Source organism: Leifsonia sp. EB34, assembly GCF_041260585.1.
GTDB lineage: Bacteria > Actinomycetota > Actinomycetes > Actinomycetales > Microbacteriaceae > Leifsonia.
Genome location: NZ_JBGCCV010000001.1, coordinates 156990 through 174391 on the forward strand (window position 1 = coordinate 156990; position 17402 = coordinate 174391).

10 protein-coding genes, 1 tRNA gene and 1 pseudogene are annotated in these 17402 nt (G+C 72.6%); 7 read left to right on the plus strand and 5 right to left on the minus strand.

The annotated features are described in order from the left end of the window. The first annotated feature begins 26 nt into the window (after nucleotides 1–26). The 4 genes from ABIA36_RS00820 (at nucleotide 27) to ABIA36_RS00835 (ending at nucleotide 5802) form a co-directional block, all read left to right on the plus strand. Nucleotides 27–103 (plus strand) — tRNA-Met (locus ABIA36_RS00820). 79 nt (nucleotides 104–182) lie between these two features. Then, the gene (locus ABIA36_RS00825) at nucleotides 183–1679 is read left to right on the plus strand and encodes a DUF3375 family protein (protein WP_369960285.1); all 1497 of its coding nucleotides are present in this window, start codon (nucleotides 183–185) and stop codon (nucleotides 1677–1679) included. Continuing rightward, nucleotides 1676–2398: a DUF4194 domain-containing protein gene (locus ABIA36_RS00830; protein WP_369960287.1), complete on the plus strand. Its 723-nt coding sequence runs from the start codon at nucleotides 1676–1678 to the stop codon at nucleotides 2396–2398. Before ABIA36_RS00825 ends, ABIA36_RS00830 begins: the two co-directional genes overlap by 4 nt. Next, on the plus strand, nucleotides 2395–5802 hold the full coding sequence (locus ABIA36_RS00835) for an ATP-binding protein (RefSeq protein WP_369960289.1): 3408 nt from the start codon (nucleotides 2395–2397) through the stop codon (nucleotides 5800–5802). Before ABIA36_RS00830 ends, ABIA36_RS00835 begins: the two co-directional genes overlap by 4 nt. 24 nt (nucleotides 5803–5826) lie before the next feature. Here the strand turns inward: ABIA36_RS00835 and ABIA36_RS00840 are convergent, their stop codons facing one another. Beyond that, a complete protein-coding gene (locus ABIA36_RS00840; protein ID WP_369960291.1) occupies nucleotides 5827–6357 on the minus strand; it encodes an isochorismatase family protein in 531 nt (176 codons plus the stop codon). A 75-nt stretch (nucleotides 6358–6432) separates the two neighbouring features. Here ABIA36_RS00840 and ABIA36_RS00845 point away from each other — a divergent pair, with 75 nt between their 5' ends. Further along, nucleotides 6433–7572: an ROK family protein gene (locus ABIA36_RS00845; protein ID WP_369960294.1), complete on the plus strand. Its 1140-nt coding sequence runs from the start codon at nucleotides 6433–6435 to the stop codon at nucleotides 7570–7572. Between the two features lie 16 nt (nucleotides 7573–7588). Here the strand turns inward: ABIA36_RS00845 and ABIA36_RS00850 are convergent, their stop codons facing one another. The 3 genes from ABIA36_RS00850 to ABIA36_RS00860 form a co-directional block, all read right to left on the minus strand. Continuing rightward, entirely contained in the window at nucleotides 7589–8782 is a 1194-nt protein-coding gene (locus ABIA36_RS00850; RefSeq protein ID WP_369960296.1) for an ROK family protein, read from the minus strand. A gap of 171 nt (nucleotides 8783–8953) precedes the next feature. Next, nucleotides 8954–11929 carry a UPF0182 family protein gene (locus tag ABIA36_RS00855; protein WP_369960298.1) on the minus strand — a complete coding sequence of 992 codons (2976 nt, stop codon included), beginning with the start codon at nucleotides 11927–11929 and terminating at the stop codon, nucleotides 8954–8956. A 121-nt stretch (nucleotides 11930–12050) separates the two neighbouring features. Next, the gene (locus tag ABIA36_RS00860; RefSeq protein ID WP_369960300.1) at nucleotides 12051–13190 is read right to left on the minus strand and encodes a PDZ domain-containing protein; all 1140 of its coding nucleotides are present in this window, start codon (nucleotides 13188–13190) and stop codon (nucleotides 12051–12053) included. A 159-nt stretch (nucleotides 13191–13349) separates the two neighbouring features. On the opposite strand from ABIA36_RS00860, the gene ABIA36_RS00865 reads away from it, so the two are divergent. Next, nucleotides 13350–14687 (plus strand): zinc-dependent metalloprotease, encoded by a 1338-nt coding sequence (locus ABIA36_RS00865; RefSeq protein ID WP_369960302.1) that lies wholly within the window; start codon nucleotides 13350–13352, stop codon nucleotides 14685–14687. Nucleotides 14688–15022: 335 nt separating this feature from the next. Beyond that, nucleotides 15023–15706 (plus strand): annotated as a pseudogene (locus tag ABIA36_RS00870) (TOMM precursor leader peptide-binding protein); the annotation flags it as partial. Here ABIA36_RS00870 and ABIA36_RS00875 read toward each other — a convergent pair. Then, entirely contained in the window at nucleotides 15663–17402 is a 1740-nt protein-coding gene (locus ABIA36_RS00875) for an ATP-dependent helicase (protein ID WP_369960304.1), read from the minus strand. The pseudogene ABIA36_RS00870 and the gene ABIA36_RS00875 sit on opposite strands and share 44 nt — an antisense overlap.

Genomic DNA, 17402 nt, shown 5'->3' on the forward strand with positions numbered 1-17402 from the left:
GGCCGTGATAGAGTCACTTCTTGTGCCGCGGGGTGGAGCAGCTCGGTAGCTCGCTGGGCTCATAACCCAGAGGTCGTAGGTTCAAATCCTGCCCCCGCAACCAACTGGCCCGGACTTGAGGAGAAATCCCCAGGTCCGGGCCGATTTTTGTCTGCACGCTCTTGTTCGCACCCGGAGGACGATTGGACGAGGCTCTCGACGCCGGGCGCGTCTCGGCGGTCTGGGAGGAGCATCCCACCTGGGCGCTGCTGCGCAGCTACAACGGCCGCTGGGTCCTCCCGCTCTTCTCGCGCCACCTGGAGTACGCCGACGGCACGGTCTCGGCCGACTGGTTCCACCAGAAGGTCGCCGAGGCGCTGGACGCGCTGGGCGACGACCGGGAGCCTCCACTCGTGGCCGAGACCGAGTCCTCGCGCACCTCGCCGGCCGAGTACTGCCGGAGCTGGGTGGACAGCCGCTGGCTGGTCCGCACCCGCGCCGGCGCCGGCGAGGGCCGCGCCCGCTACCGGCTCTCGCAGTACGCCCTCCAGGCACTGCGGATCGTCCGCGAGCTGGCGGAGCCGGACAGCGCGGTGTCGGAGGCGCGCTTCGCGAGCATCGCCCACGCCGTCCACCACCTCGCCGCGCTCACCGACCCGACCGCCCAGTCCCAGCTCGAACGCCTCGACCGGGAGATCGCCGAGCTGCAGGCCCGGCGCGACGCGATCGCGCGCGACGGGGCCGATGCGGCCTCCCCGGAGGCGGTCGCCCGCCAAGTGCGCGAGGTGCTGCGGCTCACCGCCACGCTCCCGGAGGACTTCCGCCAGCTCGGCGCAATGGTCGAGCAGCGCCACCGCGAGGTCGCGCGCACGGCCTCCGCGCAGCACGTCGGCAAGGGTGCGCTGGTGGACCGTTTCCTGCGCGACAACGATCTGCTGGAGCAGACGCCGGAGGGCCGCGCCTACCGGGGGTTCGCCGCCATGCTGTCCTCGCGCGAGCTGGAGGGGATGCGTGCCGACATCGACCGCGTGCTGTCCCGTCCGGGCACGGAGCTCACCGAGCGTCAGCGCACCCAGCTGGAGACCCTGATTACCTCGCTGCTGGCCGAGGAGCAGACCGTCCAGGAGACCTACGTGCGCTGGACCTCGTCGCTCCGCCGGTTCCTCAGCCGCAGCGGCTCGGAGCGGCACGCCCGGCTGCTCTCGCTCGCCGCGCGCGCGCTCGACGCCGGAGCGCTGTGGACGCAGCGCCGGCCGGGCCCGGTGCTGGTCGACGGCGACGTCCTCGGCATCGGCGGCTGGGATCTCGTGGACGTGACTCAGACGCAGCTCTGGCGCGACCGCGGCCGCCCGGAGGTCGGGGTCGCGATCACCGACAACGACGACCCGCTGCCCGAGCACGAGCGCGAGGCGCTCCGGCTCGCGGTCGGGACCAGCGCTGCCGCGGTGCGGGAGACGGTCGACGCGCTGCTCGCGCGCGCCGAGACCGTGACCGGCGCCGACGTGTACGCCGAGACGCCGCCGGAGTTCCGCCGGCTCGGGCTGGCCGTGAGCCTGATCGAGCTGGGCGCCGAGCACGGCGCCGTGGCCGAGGGCGTCCAGACCGTGCCGCTGGAGCTGGCCGGCGGCGACCGCGAAGTGACCATGCCGCTGCTCGTCTTCGGACGGGACGCGCTCGAGACGGAGGCGGAGGACCGGTGACGGACACGCTCGAACAGGACCCGATCGGCAGCGAGAACGGCGAGGAGCACACCGATGCCTTCGGCGACCGCGCCTCCGACGCCCTCCCCCGCGAGGCGCGCACCGCGCTCGTCACCCTGCTGACGAGCCGCTTCATCACCCGCGCCACGCAGCCCGACGCCTGGCGGAACCTCCTCGACCACGAGGACGACATCCGCGCCCGGCTCGGCGAGCTGTTCCTGACCCTGCACCTCGACCGTGAGCACGAGGTCGCCTTCAAGCGCCAGAACGGCGAGGACGGCGTCCCGGTGCTGCTGCGCCGCGAGAAGCCGCTGTCCCGCGACGCGTCGCTGCTGCTGGTGCTGCTGCGCCAGGAGCACGCCTACACCGACGCCCAGGACGAGCCGGTCACCGTCACCCGCGACCACATCGCGGAGTTCCTCGGCCGGTTCCAGGGCGACTCCGCCCACGACGAGGTGCGGGTGGACCGCCGCATCCGCGCGGCGATCGCCGCCCTCGACCGGCTGGAGCTGCTGACGCCGACGCCGGAGGACCCCGACCTGTTCGTCGTCTCCCCCGCGGTCGTGCCGCTGATCGGGACGACCGAGCTGCTGCACCTGGAGCGGATGTTCCTGGAGGGGGCCGGCGAGGACGCTCCCGGCGGCATCGACAGCGCCGGCATCGACAGCGCCCACATCGACAGCACCGACATCGACAGCGCCGAGGAGGACGCCGAGTGACCGACCTGCCCGCCGACGACGGCCTGCTGCGCCGCGGCCAGTTCCGCATCGAGCTCGTCCAGCTCCTCAACTGGGGCAGCTACGACGGCCTGCACCGGATGCCGGTCGGCCGGGGCGGCATCGCCATCCTCGGCCCGACCGGACGCGGCAAGTCCACTGTGCTCGACGCCATGTCGGCCGTCATCATGCCGAACCCGCAGGAGTTCAACCGCGCAGCCCGCGACGACTCCCGGCAGCGCTCCGAGCGCACCGTCTACAGTTACGCGCGCGGCAAGACCGACGAGGTGAAGGACGCCGGCTCCGACACCACCACGACGCACTTCCTCCGCCCGCTCGGCACGGCGTTCCCGAGCGGCGCCGCCATCACCTGGCGCACCGAGCTGGGCGAGACGATCACTGCCGCACGGCTGGCCTGGATCGGGCCGGACACCTCCACCCAGGACGAGGTCACCACCGCGACCGTCTACCTGCTCGCGCACGGCGAGTTCCCGCTCGGCCGTCTCAACGAGCTGGTCCAGGAGCCCGGCAGCTCGTCGCCGCTCACCCGGGCCTCCCTCGGCCGGCTCGTGCACCCGGAGCGCGACCTGGTCACCTCCTCGCAGCCCGAGCACCGTGTGCGGCTGTGCGAGGAGCTCGGCATCGGCGGCAGCGACGAGTCGCAGCTCAAGGCGCTGACCCTGCTGCGCCGCGCCCAGGCGTCCAAGGGCGTCTTCTCGATCGACGAGCTGTTCAAGAGCTTCGTGCTCACCGAGCCGCGCGCGCTCTCCCGCTGGGAGACCACGCTGAGCAGCTACCGCGAGGCGTCCGCGCTCTACGACGTCTTCGAGACCACGCGGCGCAAGCTGGAGGTGCTCGCCGACGTCCCGGCCCGCGCCGAGCAGTACGCCGCGGCGGCCGAGGACGCCACCGGCAAGCGCCGGCTGCTCTCCCCCGCCGACGGCGAGACCGCCCCGCGGCTGCGGGTCTGGCTGGCCGAGCGCATCCGCGACTGGGTGTCCGGCCGGGTGGACGAGGTCCGCGACCGCAAGCGCGAGCAGGAGGCGCTGCGGCGGGAGGCCGACGCCGAGGAGCGCGCGGCGCACCGGGCGCACCAGGACACCCAGGCGCGGCTCGCCGCGGCCGGCGGCGACCCGTCTGTGGCGCTGCGCCGCGAACAGGAGTTCGCCGAGCGGGTGCTCGCGGCGCAGACCCGTGAGCGCGCCGCGGCCGACGCCCTGTTCGCCCGCGCGGGACTGACCGCGCCGGAGTCCGCCGACGAGCTCGCCGCATTGCAGCGCGAGGCGGAGTCCCGGCTCGCGGACATCACCGCGGACGACGACCAGCAGGCGCACCGTTACGAGCTGGCCGGCCGCGTCGACGCCGCCAAGAAGGCCATCGCCGCCGCGACCGCGGAGAAGCGGTCGTTCGAGCAGCGCCGCAGCAACGTCCCCGCCGACGCCGACGAGCGCCGCCGCCGGATCGCCGAAGGCACCGGCCTGCGCCCCGAAGACCTCCCGTACGCGGGCGAGCTGTTCGAGGTCGCGCCCGGCCGCCGGGACTGGAGCCGCGCGGTGGAGGCCGTGCTCGGCGACGTCGCCACGCACCTGCTCGTCGACGAGCGCCGCTTCGACGCCGTCCGCCGCTTCGTGAACGAGGCCGACATGCGCGGTCGGGTAGTGCTGGTCCCGGCCGCCGCCGGCCGCGCCCCGGCCCTCGACCCGGTCGACCGCACCGTGCCCGCCCTGCTGCAGTTCGACGACGCCAGCCCGTTCCACGGCTGGCTGCACGACGAGCTGGTGGCCGACCGCAGCGTGCTGTGCGTCGAGTCGCCGGACGAGTTGGACGCGCCGCGACCCGCCGGCGTCTCCGGCGCGGTCACCCGCTCCGGCATGCGCTCGGCCGCGCGCGGCCGCGTCATCAAGGACGACCGCCGCACCGCGTCCTGGATCGGCCTGGACAACACCCCGCGCATCCACGAGCTCGCGACCCGCATCGCCTCATTGGAGGCCGAGCTCGCGAACGCACGCGCCGAATCCGACCGCGCAGAGGCCGAGCACGGCGAGGGCCGCCGGCGCAGCGAGGCCCTCGGCGCGATCCGCGCGCTCGAGTGGGAAGCCATCGAGGTCGCGCCGCACGCCGCGCGCGTGGCCGAGCTCGCCGAGCAGCTCGCGAACGTCTCGGTCGCGCACCCCGAGGCCGCCGCCCTCCAGGAGGAGGCCGAGCGCCACGACCGCGAGCGCATCGACGCCGCTCGCCGCGGCGCCGCCCTCCAGACGCGCGTGGACGAGCTGGAGGCCCAGCACGCCGACCTCATCGACATCGAGGACAGCGTCGCCGACGCCCTCGCGGACAACAGTGCCCTGACCGCCGAGGAGCGGCTGCTGCTCGGCACGCTGCCGTTCGCGGCGCCGCGGGAGCCCGCCGACGTCGACCGGCGCTACGCCGAGGCGCTGGCCGCCCTCCGCGACCAGATCGACGCCCACCAGCAGAGCGTCGAGCACTACGAGCAGCTCCTCGTCGTGACGTTCGAGCGCTACCGCGACCTCGACCCCGGCGCCGGGATCGACGCGAGCATCGACAGCCTCCCGGCCGTGCAGGCCATCCACCGGGTGCTCGTGGAGGACGACCTCCCGCGCGCCAAGGCCGACTGGCTGGTCAAGGCCGGCGCGAGCATGGGCGACAGCCTGCGCGCCCTCCTCACCCAGATCGAGGAGGACGGCCACGCGATCCGCCGCGGCGTCCGTCCCATCTCGAACGCCCTACGCGGCATCGAGTTCCGCGAGGGGTCGACGCTCGACATCGACCCGCGGCCGGTGTCGAACAGCGACCTCCACGAGTTCACCCGCACGCTGCGCACGCACACCGCCGCCGCTGTCGCGGTCGGAGCCGACCGGAGGGACGCCGCCGCGGTCGAACGCGACTTCCTCGCCCTGCGCCGCGACCTGTCCCGCCTCGAGGAGCGCTCCCGGGCGGGCGAGGCCTGGCGGCGCCGGGTGCTCGACGCGCGCGAGCACTACCAGTTCCGGGCGATCGAGACCCGCGCCGACGGCGCCCAGATCGTGCACGAGGGCGTCGCAGGCAAGTCCGGCGGCGAGGGCCAGGAGCTGATCGCGTTCGTGCTGGGAGCCGCGCTGCGGTACCGGCTCGGCGACGGCACGGACGCCACCCCCACCTACGCCCCGATCGTGCTCGACGAGGGCTTCGTGAAGGCGGACAACGAGTACACCGGGCGCGCGCTGGCGGCCTTCCGCGGGCTGGGCTTCCAGCTCATCGTCGGCGCCCCGCGCGACAAGGTGAACGCGTTCGAGGAGCACGTGGAGTCGGTGGCCTACGTCACGGGCGACCCGGCCCGGCCGGGCTTGTCGCGGATCTACTCGCTCAGCATCCGGGAGGCGCTGGAGGGCGAGCGGATCGCGGCGCACTAGCCGCGGCGCTCCGGCGCTCCACCGCTACCGAGCGGTCGGAACGAACGTCACCTCGTCCAACTCCGGCACCTCCACCCCGGCCGCGATCAGGTCGAGGGTGACCCGCTCCACGATGTCGCGCGCCGGCTCGCCGTCGTCGTAGGTCGTGTGCGCCCCCGCCGGCACGATCACGTCGAATCCGCGCTCCAGCGCGCCGACGGCGGTCGCCTGCACGCAGTACTCGCTCTGCAGGCCGGCCACGACGAGGGTGTCCACGCCCATCGCGCGCAGCACGTCCGCCAGCGCCGGATTGGACTCGAAGGCGTTCGCGGCGTCCTTGCGCACGATCGGCTCACCGGGCAGCGGAGTGAAGACCAGCTCCCAGCCCGGCGTGGCCGGCTCGTCGGGATCGCCGCGGCGTCCGTCGTTCTTCACGTGCACGATCGCGGCGTCCGCGTCGCGGGCGGCGTCGAGCAGGCCGGCGAGCACCCCGCGGAACTCCGCGGCGCCCTCGACGGCGGTCTCGCCCTCCAGCATGTTCCGCTGGACGTCGACGAGGATGAGGCCATATCCCATGCGTTCCATCATGCGCCGGGTTCGCTATGGTCGTAAACCGGGGGCCACCACGACCGGTGCGCGCCGAGGAGGACTGTGGCTGACGATCACGGCAAGGCGACGCAGTCCGCCGTGCGGGAGCGCAACCGCACCAGCGCCCTCCAGCTCGTGCTCTCCGGCGACGGCCTGGCCACCCGGGCGGGCATCGCGCGCCGCACCGGGCTGACCTCGGCGACCGTCTCCTCGCTCCTCGCCGGCCTGATCGCCGACGGCCTCGTCGTGGAGGGCAGCCTCGCCGAGAGCACCGGCGGCAAGCGCGCGACCACCCTGCGCGTCGACGCCTCCCGCAACGTGCTGCTGTCCGTGATCGTCCAGCCCGGCTTGGTCCGCGGAGCCGTGGTCGACCTGCTCGGCGACGTGGTGCACAGCGTCGCCCACCGCACCGCCGCGACCGCGACGGTGGAGGACGTGCGCACGGTCGTCCGCCGCCTCGCCGGTGCGACGACGGCCCGCGTGGTCGCCGTGGCGGTCCAGGTCCCCGGCATCGTGGACGCCGACCTGATCCGCGAGAGCGTGCAGCTCGGCTGGGTCGACGTCGACCTCGGCCACGAGCTCGCCGGCGTCGTCTCCGCCCCTGTGCACCTGGTCAACGACGCCGACGCGGAAGCGATCGCCGACTACGCGATCTCCGACGAGTTCGGCGCCAACCAGCTCTTCGTCTCGCTCAGCACCGGCGTGGGCGCGGCCGTCATCGTCGACGGCGACGTGCTCGCCGGCGCGACCCACCGCGCGGGCGAGATCGGCCACGTGCCCGTGCTGTTCGGCGACGACGCGCCCCTCTGCGCGTGCGGCAACCGGGGCTGCCTGGAGGAGGTCGTCTCGGTGACCAGCCTGCTCGGCCTCGCGCACGGCGCCGACCTGGAGGCGGTGGATGTCGCGGGGCTGGCCGCCCTCCCCGCCTCCCGCGAACGCATCGCCGCCGGCGCCCGCGTGCTGGCCAGGGCCCTGCTGATGGTCGGCGCCGCCCTCGACGTCCCGAACGTCGTCCTCGGCGGCGCCGCCCCCAAGCTCGGCCCCGAATTCATCGGCCACGTCCGCGCGGAGGCCGCCCGCCACCCGGTCCGCGCCGCGATGCCGCTCAGCTTCCGCTACGCGAAGACCGCGCAGGAGCAGCCGTTCCGCGGGGCGGCGCAGTACGCGCTGCAGGCGACGCTCGGGGTGAGCTGGGCGCGGTGAGGGGCGACCACCCTCGTCAGGACACCCCGAGCTGCGCCGACAGCACCATGACCACGCACCCCCGAAGGACGCTATCCCGCCCCTGCGCGGTCATCCGGATGGTGACCCCCGAGTGGAAGCCGGCCATCGTGCGGCTGCGCAGCGTGTCGCGCACCGCATCGAGGAGCGTCCCGGCGAGCAGCTCGTCCGGGCCGCTCAGGACCAGCTCGGACAGGTTGAGCGCACCGACGATCGGGGCCAGGGCGACGCCGAGTCGCTGGCCCGCCTCGCGCAGGACCGGTTCGACCGGTTCGCCCGCGTGTTCGGCCGCGGCCAGCTTCGCCTGCAGGCGCGGGACGGCGAGCCAGGCCTCCAGGCACTTCTCGCGGTCGTAGGGCCCCTGGGCGCCGTCGTCGGTGCCGACCATCACCTGGCCGATCTCCCCCGCCGCGAACCGGCTGCCGAAGACCAGTGCGCCCGCGACCAGGAGGCCGGAGCCGACGCCGTGGCCGACCTTGACCAGCATCATGTCGCCCTGGGCGTCGGCGAAGCCGTGCTCGGCGAGCACGGCGACGTTGGCGTCGTTCGCGACGAACACCGCCAGGCCCGTGGCCTCGGCGATGCGCCGTTGCAGCGGCTCGTCCGTCCAGCCGAGGTTGGGCGCGGCGACGACCGTGCCCGTCGCGTCGACGATGCCGGGCGAGCCGACGCCGACGCCGAGGATGGGCGCGGAGGCCGCGGCGACCAGCTCGTCGACCAGCGCGAGCACCTTGGCGACGGCCTCCTCGCCACGGCTGCCGGCCAGCTCGACCTCTGCCGAGCGCAGCACGGCGCCGTCGATGTCGAGCACCGCGCCGCGGAAGACGGCGTGCTCGCTGAGGTCGACGCCGACGATCTGGGTGGCGGCCCTGTTCACGTCGAGCAGGACGGCCGGCTTGCCCGGGCGGGCGTCGTCGCGCTGGCCGAGCTCGACCACGAGACCCTCGGCGATCAGCTCGCCGACCAGGTCGGAGATCGTGACGCGGGTGAGGCCGGTCTCCCTGGCGAGGTCCGCGCGGCTCGCCCGCCCGTTGCGATAGAGCGACTGCAGCACCAGCGAGCGGTTGTGGTTGCGGGCATGCTCGGGAAGGACTTTCGTGCGCGGACGCAGCGCGCGGCCCGGGACCATCGCGCCGTCAGCGCCGACCGGGCGTCGGTCGGGGCCGGGACGCCGCAGTTCATCGATGAGCATATTTGTTAGTAAAGTAGACAATCAAAGTCCGCGCAAGGGTTTCACCCTGAAATACCTACCGGGACGCAAGCCTCCGCAGGCCATCCGCCTCCACTTAGCACAGCCCCTGAACATACAGGAACGACCCGCACCCAGGTGGATGCGGGTCGTTCCGGCCGGCCTCGCCCGGCGCTACTTCTTCGGCGTCGTCGTCGGTGTCGGTGCCGGCTTCGGGGTCGCCGTCGAGCCGGGGGCCGTCACGGTGCCGCTTCCGCCCTCCGCCGCGATCGCGTTCTGAAGCGCCTGCTGCAGTTGCGCGTCCGCGACGCCGTACGCGGCCCAGTCGCCGTTCTGGAGCGCGGTCTGGCGAGCTGCCAACGCCTGCTTGGCCGCCTGGAGGGCCTGCTGCAGCGCGGTGTTGTTCGCACCGGCGTTCGATCCCGAGCCGGTGCCGCTCGAACCGCCGCCGGTCGAGCCTCCGCCCGTTGCCGGGACGTTCTTGTCCCCTGCCGTGGCTCCGGAGTCGCCGCCGAACAGCGAGTCCAGCGCCTTATCGAGCGTGTCCTCGAACGCGATCTTGTCACCGAAGGCGACGAGCACCTTCTGCAGGATGGGGTAGCTCGTCTCCCCCGTCGACTTCACGTAGACCGGCTGGACGTACAGCAGACCACCGCCGACCGGCAGCGTGAGCAGGTTGCCGTTGATCACGTCGGTCTTGCCCTGTCTCAGCAGGTTGAGCTCTTGGGAGACGGTCGGGTCGGAGTTGAAGTTGTTCTGCACCTGACCGGGCCCGGGTATGGTGTCGCTCGATGGCAACGACAGGAGTCTGAGCTTGCCGTAGCCGGACGCCACCTGGCCCTTGGTCGAGCCCGCGTCCGCATCGACCGCCAGATAGCCCTTCAGGATGGAGCGACTGGAATCGCTGGCGGCCTGCGGGATGAAGGTCGAGTAGAGCGAGAACGACGGGGTCTCCTGCCCCGGCATCTGCAGCGTCAGGTAGTACGGGGGCTGCAGCGTCGGGTCCGACGGCGACGACGTGGGGTCGTTCGGCGTCGTCCAGGCGTCGTCGCGGGAGTAGAAGGAGCCCGCGTCGGTCACGTGGTACTGGCCCAGAACCGAGCGCTGCACCTTGAACATGTCGGCCGGGTAGCGCACGTGGCTGAGGAGCTGTGCGCTCATGTCGCTGATCGGCTTCACCGTCGTGGGGAAGACCTTCTCCCAGGTCTGGAGCACCGGGTCCTTGGCGTCCCACGCGTAGAGCTTCACAGAGCCGTCGTAGGCGTCGACCGTGGCCTTGACCGAGTTGCGGATGTAGTTGATGTCGTCGAAGGCGTAGGCCGGCTTCGGCGTCTCGGTGTCCGCGATGGCGTCGCTCAGGCTGCCGACGTGGGAGTACGGGTACTGGTCGCTCGTCGTGTACCCGTCGATGACCCACTTGATGCGTCCGTCGATCACCGCCGGGTAGGCCTGGGAGTCGAGGGTCAGGTACGGCGCGACCTTCTGGACGCGCTTGATCGGATCGCGGTCGTAGAGGATCTGCGAGTCGCTGTTCACCGCGTCGGAGAGCACGATCTGCTCGTCCTGGAACTTGAGCGCGTAGACCAGCCGCTTGAACACGTTGTCCAGCTTCGGGCCGGCGTTGCCGGTGAACGTGGTCGAGGTCTGCTGCGCGTTGTTGCTGCCGCCCGGGTAGTCGAGCTCCACCGGCTTGGAGCCCTTCGGGGCGCCGACGATCGAGTACGTCGGCGACTGCTGGCCGAAGTACACGCGAGGCTCGTACTGGCCGAGCGTTCCGGTGCTGGGGATGCCCGACTCCAGGAAGACCGGCTGGCCGTCGCTGGAGCGCTGGTTGCCGTACGCGGCGACCATCCCGTAGCCGTGCGTGTAGACGACCGTGTCGTTGAACCAGCTCCGGCTGGTGAGACCGGACTGGTTGAGCTCGCGGACGGAGACCACGGCGTCCTGCTCGTTGCCGTTGATCCGGTAGCGGTCGACGTTGAGGTTGCGCGGGAACGCGTAGTACTGCCGGAACTGCTGGAGCTGCTGGAACGACGGGCTGATGACCGCGGGGTCCATGATGCGGATCTGGGCGGTGGTCTGGGCGTCCTGGCGCAGCGCGCCCGGCTGGGCGTTGGTGGTCGCGTTGTAGGGGATGACGTCGATGTTGCTCAACCCGTAGGCGTCGCGCGTGGCGTCGATCGAGCGCTGGATGTACGGCGTCTCCAGCGTCTTCTGGCTGGGGTCGACCTGGAAGCGCTGCACGATCCACGGGTAGATCGCTCCGACCACGAGGGCGGCGACGATGAGCAGCGCGGTGCCGACGATCGGGAAGCGCCAGCGGCCGATGAACGCGGTGGCGAAGAACATGAGCGCGACGAGCACAGCGATTCCCGCGAGCACCGCCCGCGCGGGGATGGTCGCGTTGACGTCGGTGTACGCGGCGCCGTTGACCATGTCGTTGACGTTCGAGTCGGTCACGGCGGCGTAGCGGTCGAGCCAGATGCTGATGCCCTGGAGCAGCAGGTAGAGACCGGCGATGACCGAGATCTGGACGCGCGCCGACTTCGAGATGCGGACCTCCCGGCCGCTGACCCGGACGGAGCCGTACAGGTAGCAGGTGGCGAGGGTGGCCAGCAGCGCGATCAGCACGACGGCCGAGGCGAAGCCGGCGGCGCTGCGATAGAAAGGCAGAGCGAAGAGGTAGAAGCCGATGTCGAGGTGGAACAGCGGGTCGGACTTGCCGTAGGAGGTGCCGTTCAGCCACATCGCGGCGGTCTGCCAGCGGCTGGCCGTCGAGACGCCGGCGAAGATCCCGAACACGATCGGAATGCCGTACATCGCCAGCCGGCGCAGCGGCTCGATGACCTGCTGGTAGCGGTCGAGCTGCGTGTTGAGCTTCGCGTAGACCGGCCGCAGCCGGTAGGCGAGCATGATGGACAGCCAGAGCGGGACGGCCATCGCGAAGAACCCGATGAAGAACATCGCCGTGCCCGCGAACCACTGCGTGGTCAGGACGTTGAGGTACCCGAGCTGCTGGTACCAGAGGATGTCCGCATACAGGCCGGCGAAGACGAAGAACAGGATCACCAGCGCCACGACCACCCCGAGTGTGATCCAGATGGCGGCCCGGCGACGTCCAGGGGGTCGAACTGCGGCGGTTGAACTCACGTGTGGGCCCTCGTGCTCCTCGTGGGGTGACTCAGAGGTCCATCCTAGGCGGGCGTCGCTTGGAGATTGCTGCGGCCCCGATGTGAACGGCCGGGATGCGGGCCGAACGCCCGGTCGACGGTCAGTTCGCCGGGCACGTCGGCAGCTTCGCGGTGCTCGCGCCGCTGCGGACGGCGTCCAGCGCCGCGAGCGAGTCCTTCAGCGTCTTCACCGCGAAAACGTGCAGCCCGGCGGGGATGTGCCCGGTGACCTCGTCGCAGTTGGACGCGGGCGCGAGGAAGTAGCTCGCTCCCCCGGTGTCCCTCGCGGCGTACATCTTCTGCCGGATGCCGCCGATCGCGCCGATCGTGCCGACGTTGTCGATGGTCCCTGTGCCCGCGACCTTCTTGCCGCCGTTGAGCTTGTCCGGCGTCAGCTTGTCGATGATCCCGAGCGCGAACATCTGCCCAGCGCTCGGTCCGCCGACGTTGTTGAGCTGGATGTTCACGTCGAACGGGAAGGTGTAGTCCATCCCCGCTCCGATCCCGAGCACGACCTGACCCTGCGCCGTCTCCGGCGTGATCGAGACGGTGGAGGCCGCGCCGTCGCGCACGATCCCGATCTCCGCCGCCTTGCCCGCGCCGTTCGCGTTCACCGCCTTGCGGAGGGCCGCGACGCTCTCGATGGTCTCCCCGTTGACGCTGGTGACCTCGTCGCCGACCTTCAGCACCGCCGCCGCGGGGGTCTTCGGGAGGATCTGCTTGACGGCGACCGCCTGAGGGAAGTGGTAGCCGAGCTGGTTGAGCGCCGCGGCGATGGCGTCCTGCTGGGAGTCGACCATCAGGGCGGCGTTCGCGGCGTTGGACTGCTGGGTGGTCGTCCCGGGCGGGAAGACCTCGTCCATCGGGGTCACCGCGCGGCTCGGGTCGAACCAGGCCTGGACGATGTTCAGCCAGCTCGGGCTCTGGTCGGGGTTGCCGACCACCGACACGGTGAGGAGGTCCAGGGATCCGGCGGTCGGGTAGGTGGTCTTGCTCGGGATGGTGATCAGCGGTTTGGCGTCGCCCGACGGCGGAGACCCGACGGCCTGGTCGGTGCCGAGCGTGTTGAAGACCGGACCGGGCTGCTCGATCACGAAGGGCGCGGGCGCGAGCGCGAGGACCAGCGCGAGTGCGACCGCGACGGCGATCGCGACCCAGCCGACGATCGTCCGGCGCGACGGTGCGACCCGACCCCCGTCGGGCAGCGGCGCCGGTCGGTCGTCGTCGGTGAACAGGGTCACGCGCTGTCCCTTCGGTCGTGTTCGCCACGGGCGCACAGCCCACGGCATCGCCCGAGACGATTCTCACCCGGCTCGCGGCGATCACGGGCTAGCGTAGATGCCAAGCCTGGAAAGCCGTAATCGCACGGGCCGAACCACTCGAGACGAGGAGCGCGCCAGATGTCCGACGATCCGAACAAGGAACCGGACGACGAGTTCCGGGACATGTTGCGGGAGTTCCTGTCGGGTGACTCCTCCATCGACCCGAGCCAGCTCGCGGGCGCGGCCGGCCTCCCCAACGACCCCGCGGCCATCCAGCAGCTCCTCGGGCAGCTCCAGAACGCGCTGATGAACCCGGGTGGCGGCATCAACTGGGACCTGGCCGCGCAGCAGGCGCGCACCCTCGCCTCCGAGGGCGCCCACGCGGTGACCCCGGCCGAGCGCTCTGCGCTCGACCAGGCGTTCCACGTCGCGGCGCTCTGGCTCGACGAGGCCACCACGGTGGCCGGCCTGTCGACGCCGCCCGAGCTGATCGGCCGCGCCGAGTGGGCACGGCAGACCATGCCGCTCTGGACCCAGCTCGCCGAGCCGGTCGCGCTCAGCATCTCGGACGCGCTCACCCGCGTTCTCACCGAGCAGGCGCCGGAGGAGATGCAGGGCATGCTCCAGAACGCCGGCCAGGTGATGCGCTCGGTCGGCGGCGCGCTGTTCGCCATGCAGCTCGGCCAGGTGGTCGGCCGGCTGGCGAAGGAGGTCGTCTCCGGAGGCGACATCGGCATCCCGCTGCTCGCCGACGGCAGCGCGGCGCTCATCCCGCAGAACGTGGCCGAGTTCGGCGACGGGCTCGACATCCCCACCGACCAGGTGCAGCTCTACCTCGCGGTGCGCGAGCTCGCGCACGCCCGGCTTTTCCGGCACGCGAAGTGGCTCCGGCTGCAGCTCATCACCCAGATCACCGCGTTCGCGCGCGGCATCACGATCGACACGGACCGGCTCGAGTCGCTCGCCGAGAGCTTCGACCCGTCCAACCCGGAGGAGCTGCGCGAGGCGATGGTCTCCGGCGCGCTCATCCCGCCGAAGACCGAGGAGCAGCAGGAGGCCCTCGGCCGACTGGAGACCGTGCTCGCGCTGGTCGAGGGCTGGGTCGACGTGGTCACCGCCGGCGCCACCCGGCTGCTGCCGAAGACCGACGCGATCGCCGAGACGGTGCGCCGCCGCCGCGCGGCAGGCGGACCGGCCGAGTCGGCCTTCGCCACGCTCGTGGGGCTCGAGCTGCGCCCGCGCCGCCTCCGCGACGCCGCCGCCATGTGGCAGGCGGTGACCGACGCCGTGGGCCAGGAGGCCCGCGACCGGCTCTGGTCGCACCCCGACCTGCTTCCCCAGGCGGCGGACCTCGACGACCCGTCCCGCCTGGTCGCCCGGCTCACCGCCGCGGCCACCGGCCAGGAGCCGGAACGCGACGAGATGGACCAGGCCATCGAGGACCTGCTCCGCGGCAACGGCCCCGCCGAGGACTGACCTCCCCTCGCTTTCCGCAGAGGGGTCGCAACACGCCGCTACGCCCGGCCGATAACGGCGTGTTGCGACCCCTCTGCGGGCGCCGGGCGGCGATGCCCTGTGGATGAACGGCGAGGGGTGCGAGAGCTGTGGATAACCGCCGCCGGCGGGTTCCGCCACGGCAGGATGGCGGGATGGTCCACCAGCTCGATCCGTCCGTCCCTCGCGTGTGGCGCTCGCCCCGCACCCTCCAGTTCGGCGTCGAACGACCGCGCCTGATCCTCGAGCCGGTCGGCGTCGCCGAGGAGCGGATGATCTCCGCGCTCTCGGCCGGGGCGACGCTCGGCGCGCTGCGGATGATCGCCCGCGGCGCGGGAGCGGGGCCGGCCGCGGTCGACGCCCTGCTGGCGCGGCTGCGACCGGTGCTGCACCCGCCGCCCGAAGCGGAGGCCGAGCCGGAGTCGGAGCCCCGCGCCGCGCCGATCGTGGTCCTCGACGGCGCAGGCGCCACCGCGGCCCGCATCCTCGCCCTGCTGCGGGACGCCGGGGTCGACGTGCGCAGCGGGCTGGCCGCCGACGACCCGGCCCTCGACCTCGCGGCCGCGGCGGTCATCGTCGGCGCGTTCGCGATCGCGCCGCACCGCCACCAGCGCTGGTTGCGCAGGGACGTCCCGCACCTGGCGGTGGTGTTCGGCGACGGCGGGGTGACCGTCGGGCCGTTCGTGCGGCCGGGCGAGGGCGCCTGCCTGCGCTGCGTCGACCTCCATCGCCGGGATGCGGACCCGGCGTGGCCGGCGCTCGCGGCGCAGCTCCACACCCGGTCGCTGCCCGGCGAGACGGAACTGGTGTGCGGAGCAGCGGCGTCGGCCGCGGCCGGCGCGGTCCTCGCCCTGCTGGACGGCGCGCCCGGACGCACGGACGCCGCGGCGCGCTACGACGCGGCCGCCGCGCGCTGGTCGGAGCGGACCTGGGAGCCGCACCCCGAGTGCGGCTGCCTCAGCCCGCTCGCGCGTCCACCGGCGCCGCCCGCACCGGGGCCAGCTCGGCCAGGAAGCGCGAGGCCTGCCGCGAGACCGGCCGCCCGGGCAGGCTCCCCCGCTGCGCCCAGCTCAGCCGCAGCCGATGCCGCGCGCGGGTGACGCCGACGTAGAGCAGGCGGCGCTCCTCGTCGATCTGCTCGAAGCTGGAGGCATAGCTGATCGGCACCAGGCCCTCGGAGAGACCGACGATGTACACGGAGTCCCACTCCAGGCCCTTCGCCGCGTGCAGGGTCGCCAGTGTCACCGCGGCCATGGTCGGCTCGTGCTGCCCGGCCTGGCGGGCCATCAGCTCGTCGGTGAAGCGCCGGAAGGTCGCCCCCTCCGGCATCTCGTCCACCAGGCCCATGATCGCGTTGAGCGACTCCCAGCGCTCGCGCACGGCGCCGCGCCCCTCGGGAGGCTGCACCGACCAGCCGAGCGTGCGGAGCACGTCGCTGACCGACTTGAACAGCGGCTCGTCGGTCGCCGCGACGCTCGCCGCGCGCAGCGTCATGACCGCCTGACGCACCTCCGGCAGGTCGAAGAAGCGCTTCGACCCGCGGAGCTGGTAGCTGATCCCGAGGTCGCCGAGCGCCTGCTCCAGGGCGGCCGCCTGCACGTTCACGCGGTACAGCACCGCGATGCTCTCGGGCCGGGTCCCCGCCGCCAGTTCCGCGGCGATGCTCCCGGCGACCGCCCGCGCCTCCGCGCGGTCGTCCTCGAACGCCGCGGGCGCCGGAACCTCGTCGCCGGCCTTCGCCTCACGGACCGCGTGCAGCGTCAACGCGCCGGAGCGGCCGCGCATCAGGCGGTTGGCGGTGTCGACGACCGCCGGAGCCGAGCGGTAGTTCTGCTCCAGCCGGACGACGGTGGCGCCCGGGTTCTCGCGTCCGAAGTCGAGCAGGTACTCGCTGCGCGCCCCCGCGAACGAGTAGATGGTCTGGCTCGCGTCGCCGACGACGCAGAGGTCGCGGCGGGTGCCGAGCCACAGCCGGAGCAGATCGTGCTGCAGCGGCGAGACGTCCTGGTACTCGTCCACCACGAAGTAGCGGTACTGCTCGCGCACCTGCATGGCCACCGACGGCTCGGTCTCGATCATCCCGGCGCAGACCAGGAGGACGTCCTCGAAGTCGATCTGCTTGCGCTCGTCCTTGAGCTCCTCGTATGCGCGGTGGAAGTCCACGAGCTGCTCGGCCGTCAGCGTGCCGGGCAGCGCGCGGGAGGCCAGAGCGGCGGCGTACTCCTCCAGGCCGATGCTCGAGACCTTGCGCCACTCGATCTCGGCTGCGACGTCGCGGAGGGTCGCGGTGTCCACGCGCAGCCCCAGCTTCTCGGCGGCGTGGCCGAGCACCCGGCCTTTGCCGTCGAGCACGCTGGGGAGCTGTCCGCCGACGACCTGCGGCCAGAAGTAGTTGAGCTGCGCCAGCGCCGCGGCGTGGAACGTGCGGGCGGACACTCCCCCGGCGCCGAGCTGCCGGAGCCTCCCCCGGAGTTCCGCGGCGGCGCGGCTGGTGAACGTCAGCGCCATCACCCGGTTCGGCGTGAACGCGCCGGAGGCGACGCCGTACGCGATGCGGTGCGTGATGGCCCGGGTCTTGCCTGTGCCGGCGCCCGCCAGCACGCAGACCGGCCCGAACAGGGCCTCCGCGGCCACGCGCTGCTGCGCGTCGAGGCCGGCCAGCAGGCCGTCGGGACCGGAGGCCGTCGCGGTGCTCAC

Excerpts from the sequence above, each read along its gene's own strand:
- ABIA36_RS00850 (WP_369960296.1), bottom strand. The coding sequence starts at position 8,782 with ATGCTCATCGATGAACTGCGGCGTCCCGGCCCCGACCGACGCCCGGTC.
- ABIA36_RS00840 (WP_369960291.1), bottom strand. The coding sequence starts at position 6,357 with ATGGGATATGGCCTCATCCTCGTCGACGTCCAGCGGAACATGCTGGAG.
- ABIA36_RS00865 (WP_369960302.1), top strand. The coding sequence starts at position 13,350 with ATGTCCGACGATCCGAACAAGGAACCGGACGACGAGTTCCGGGACATG.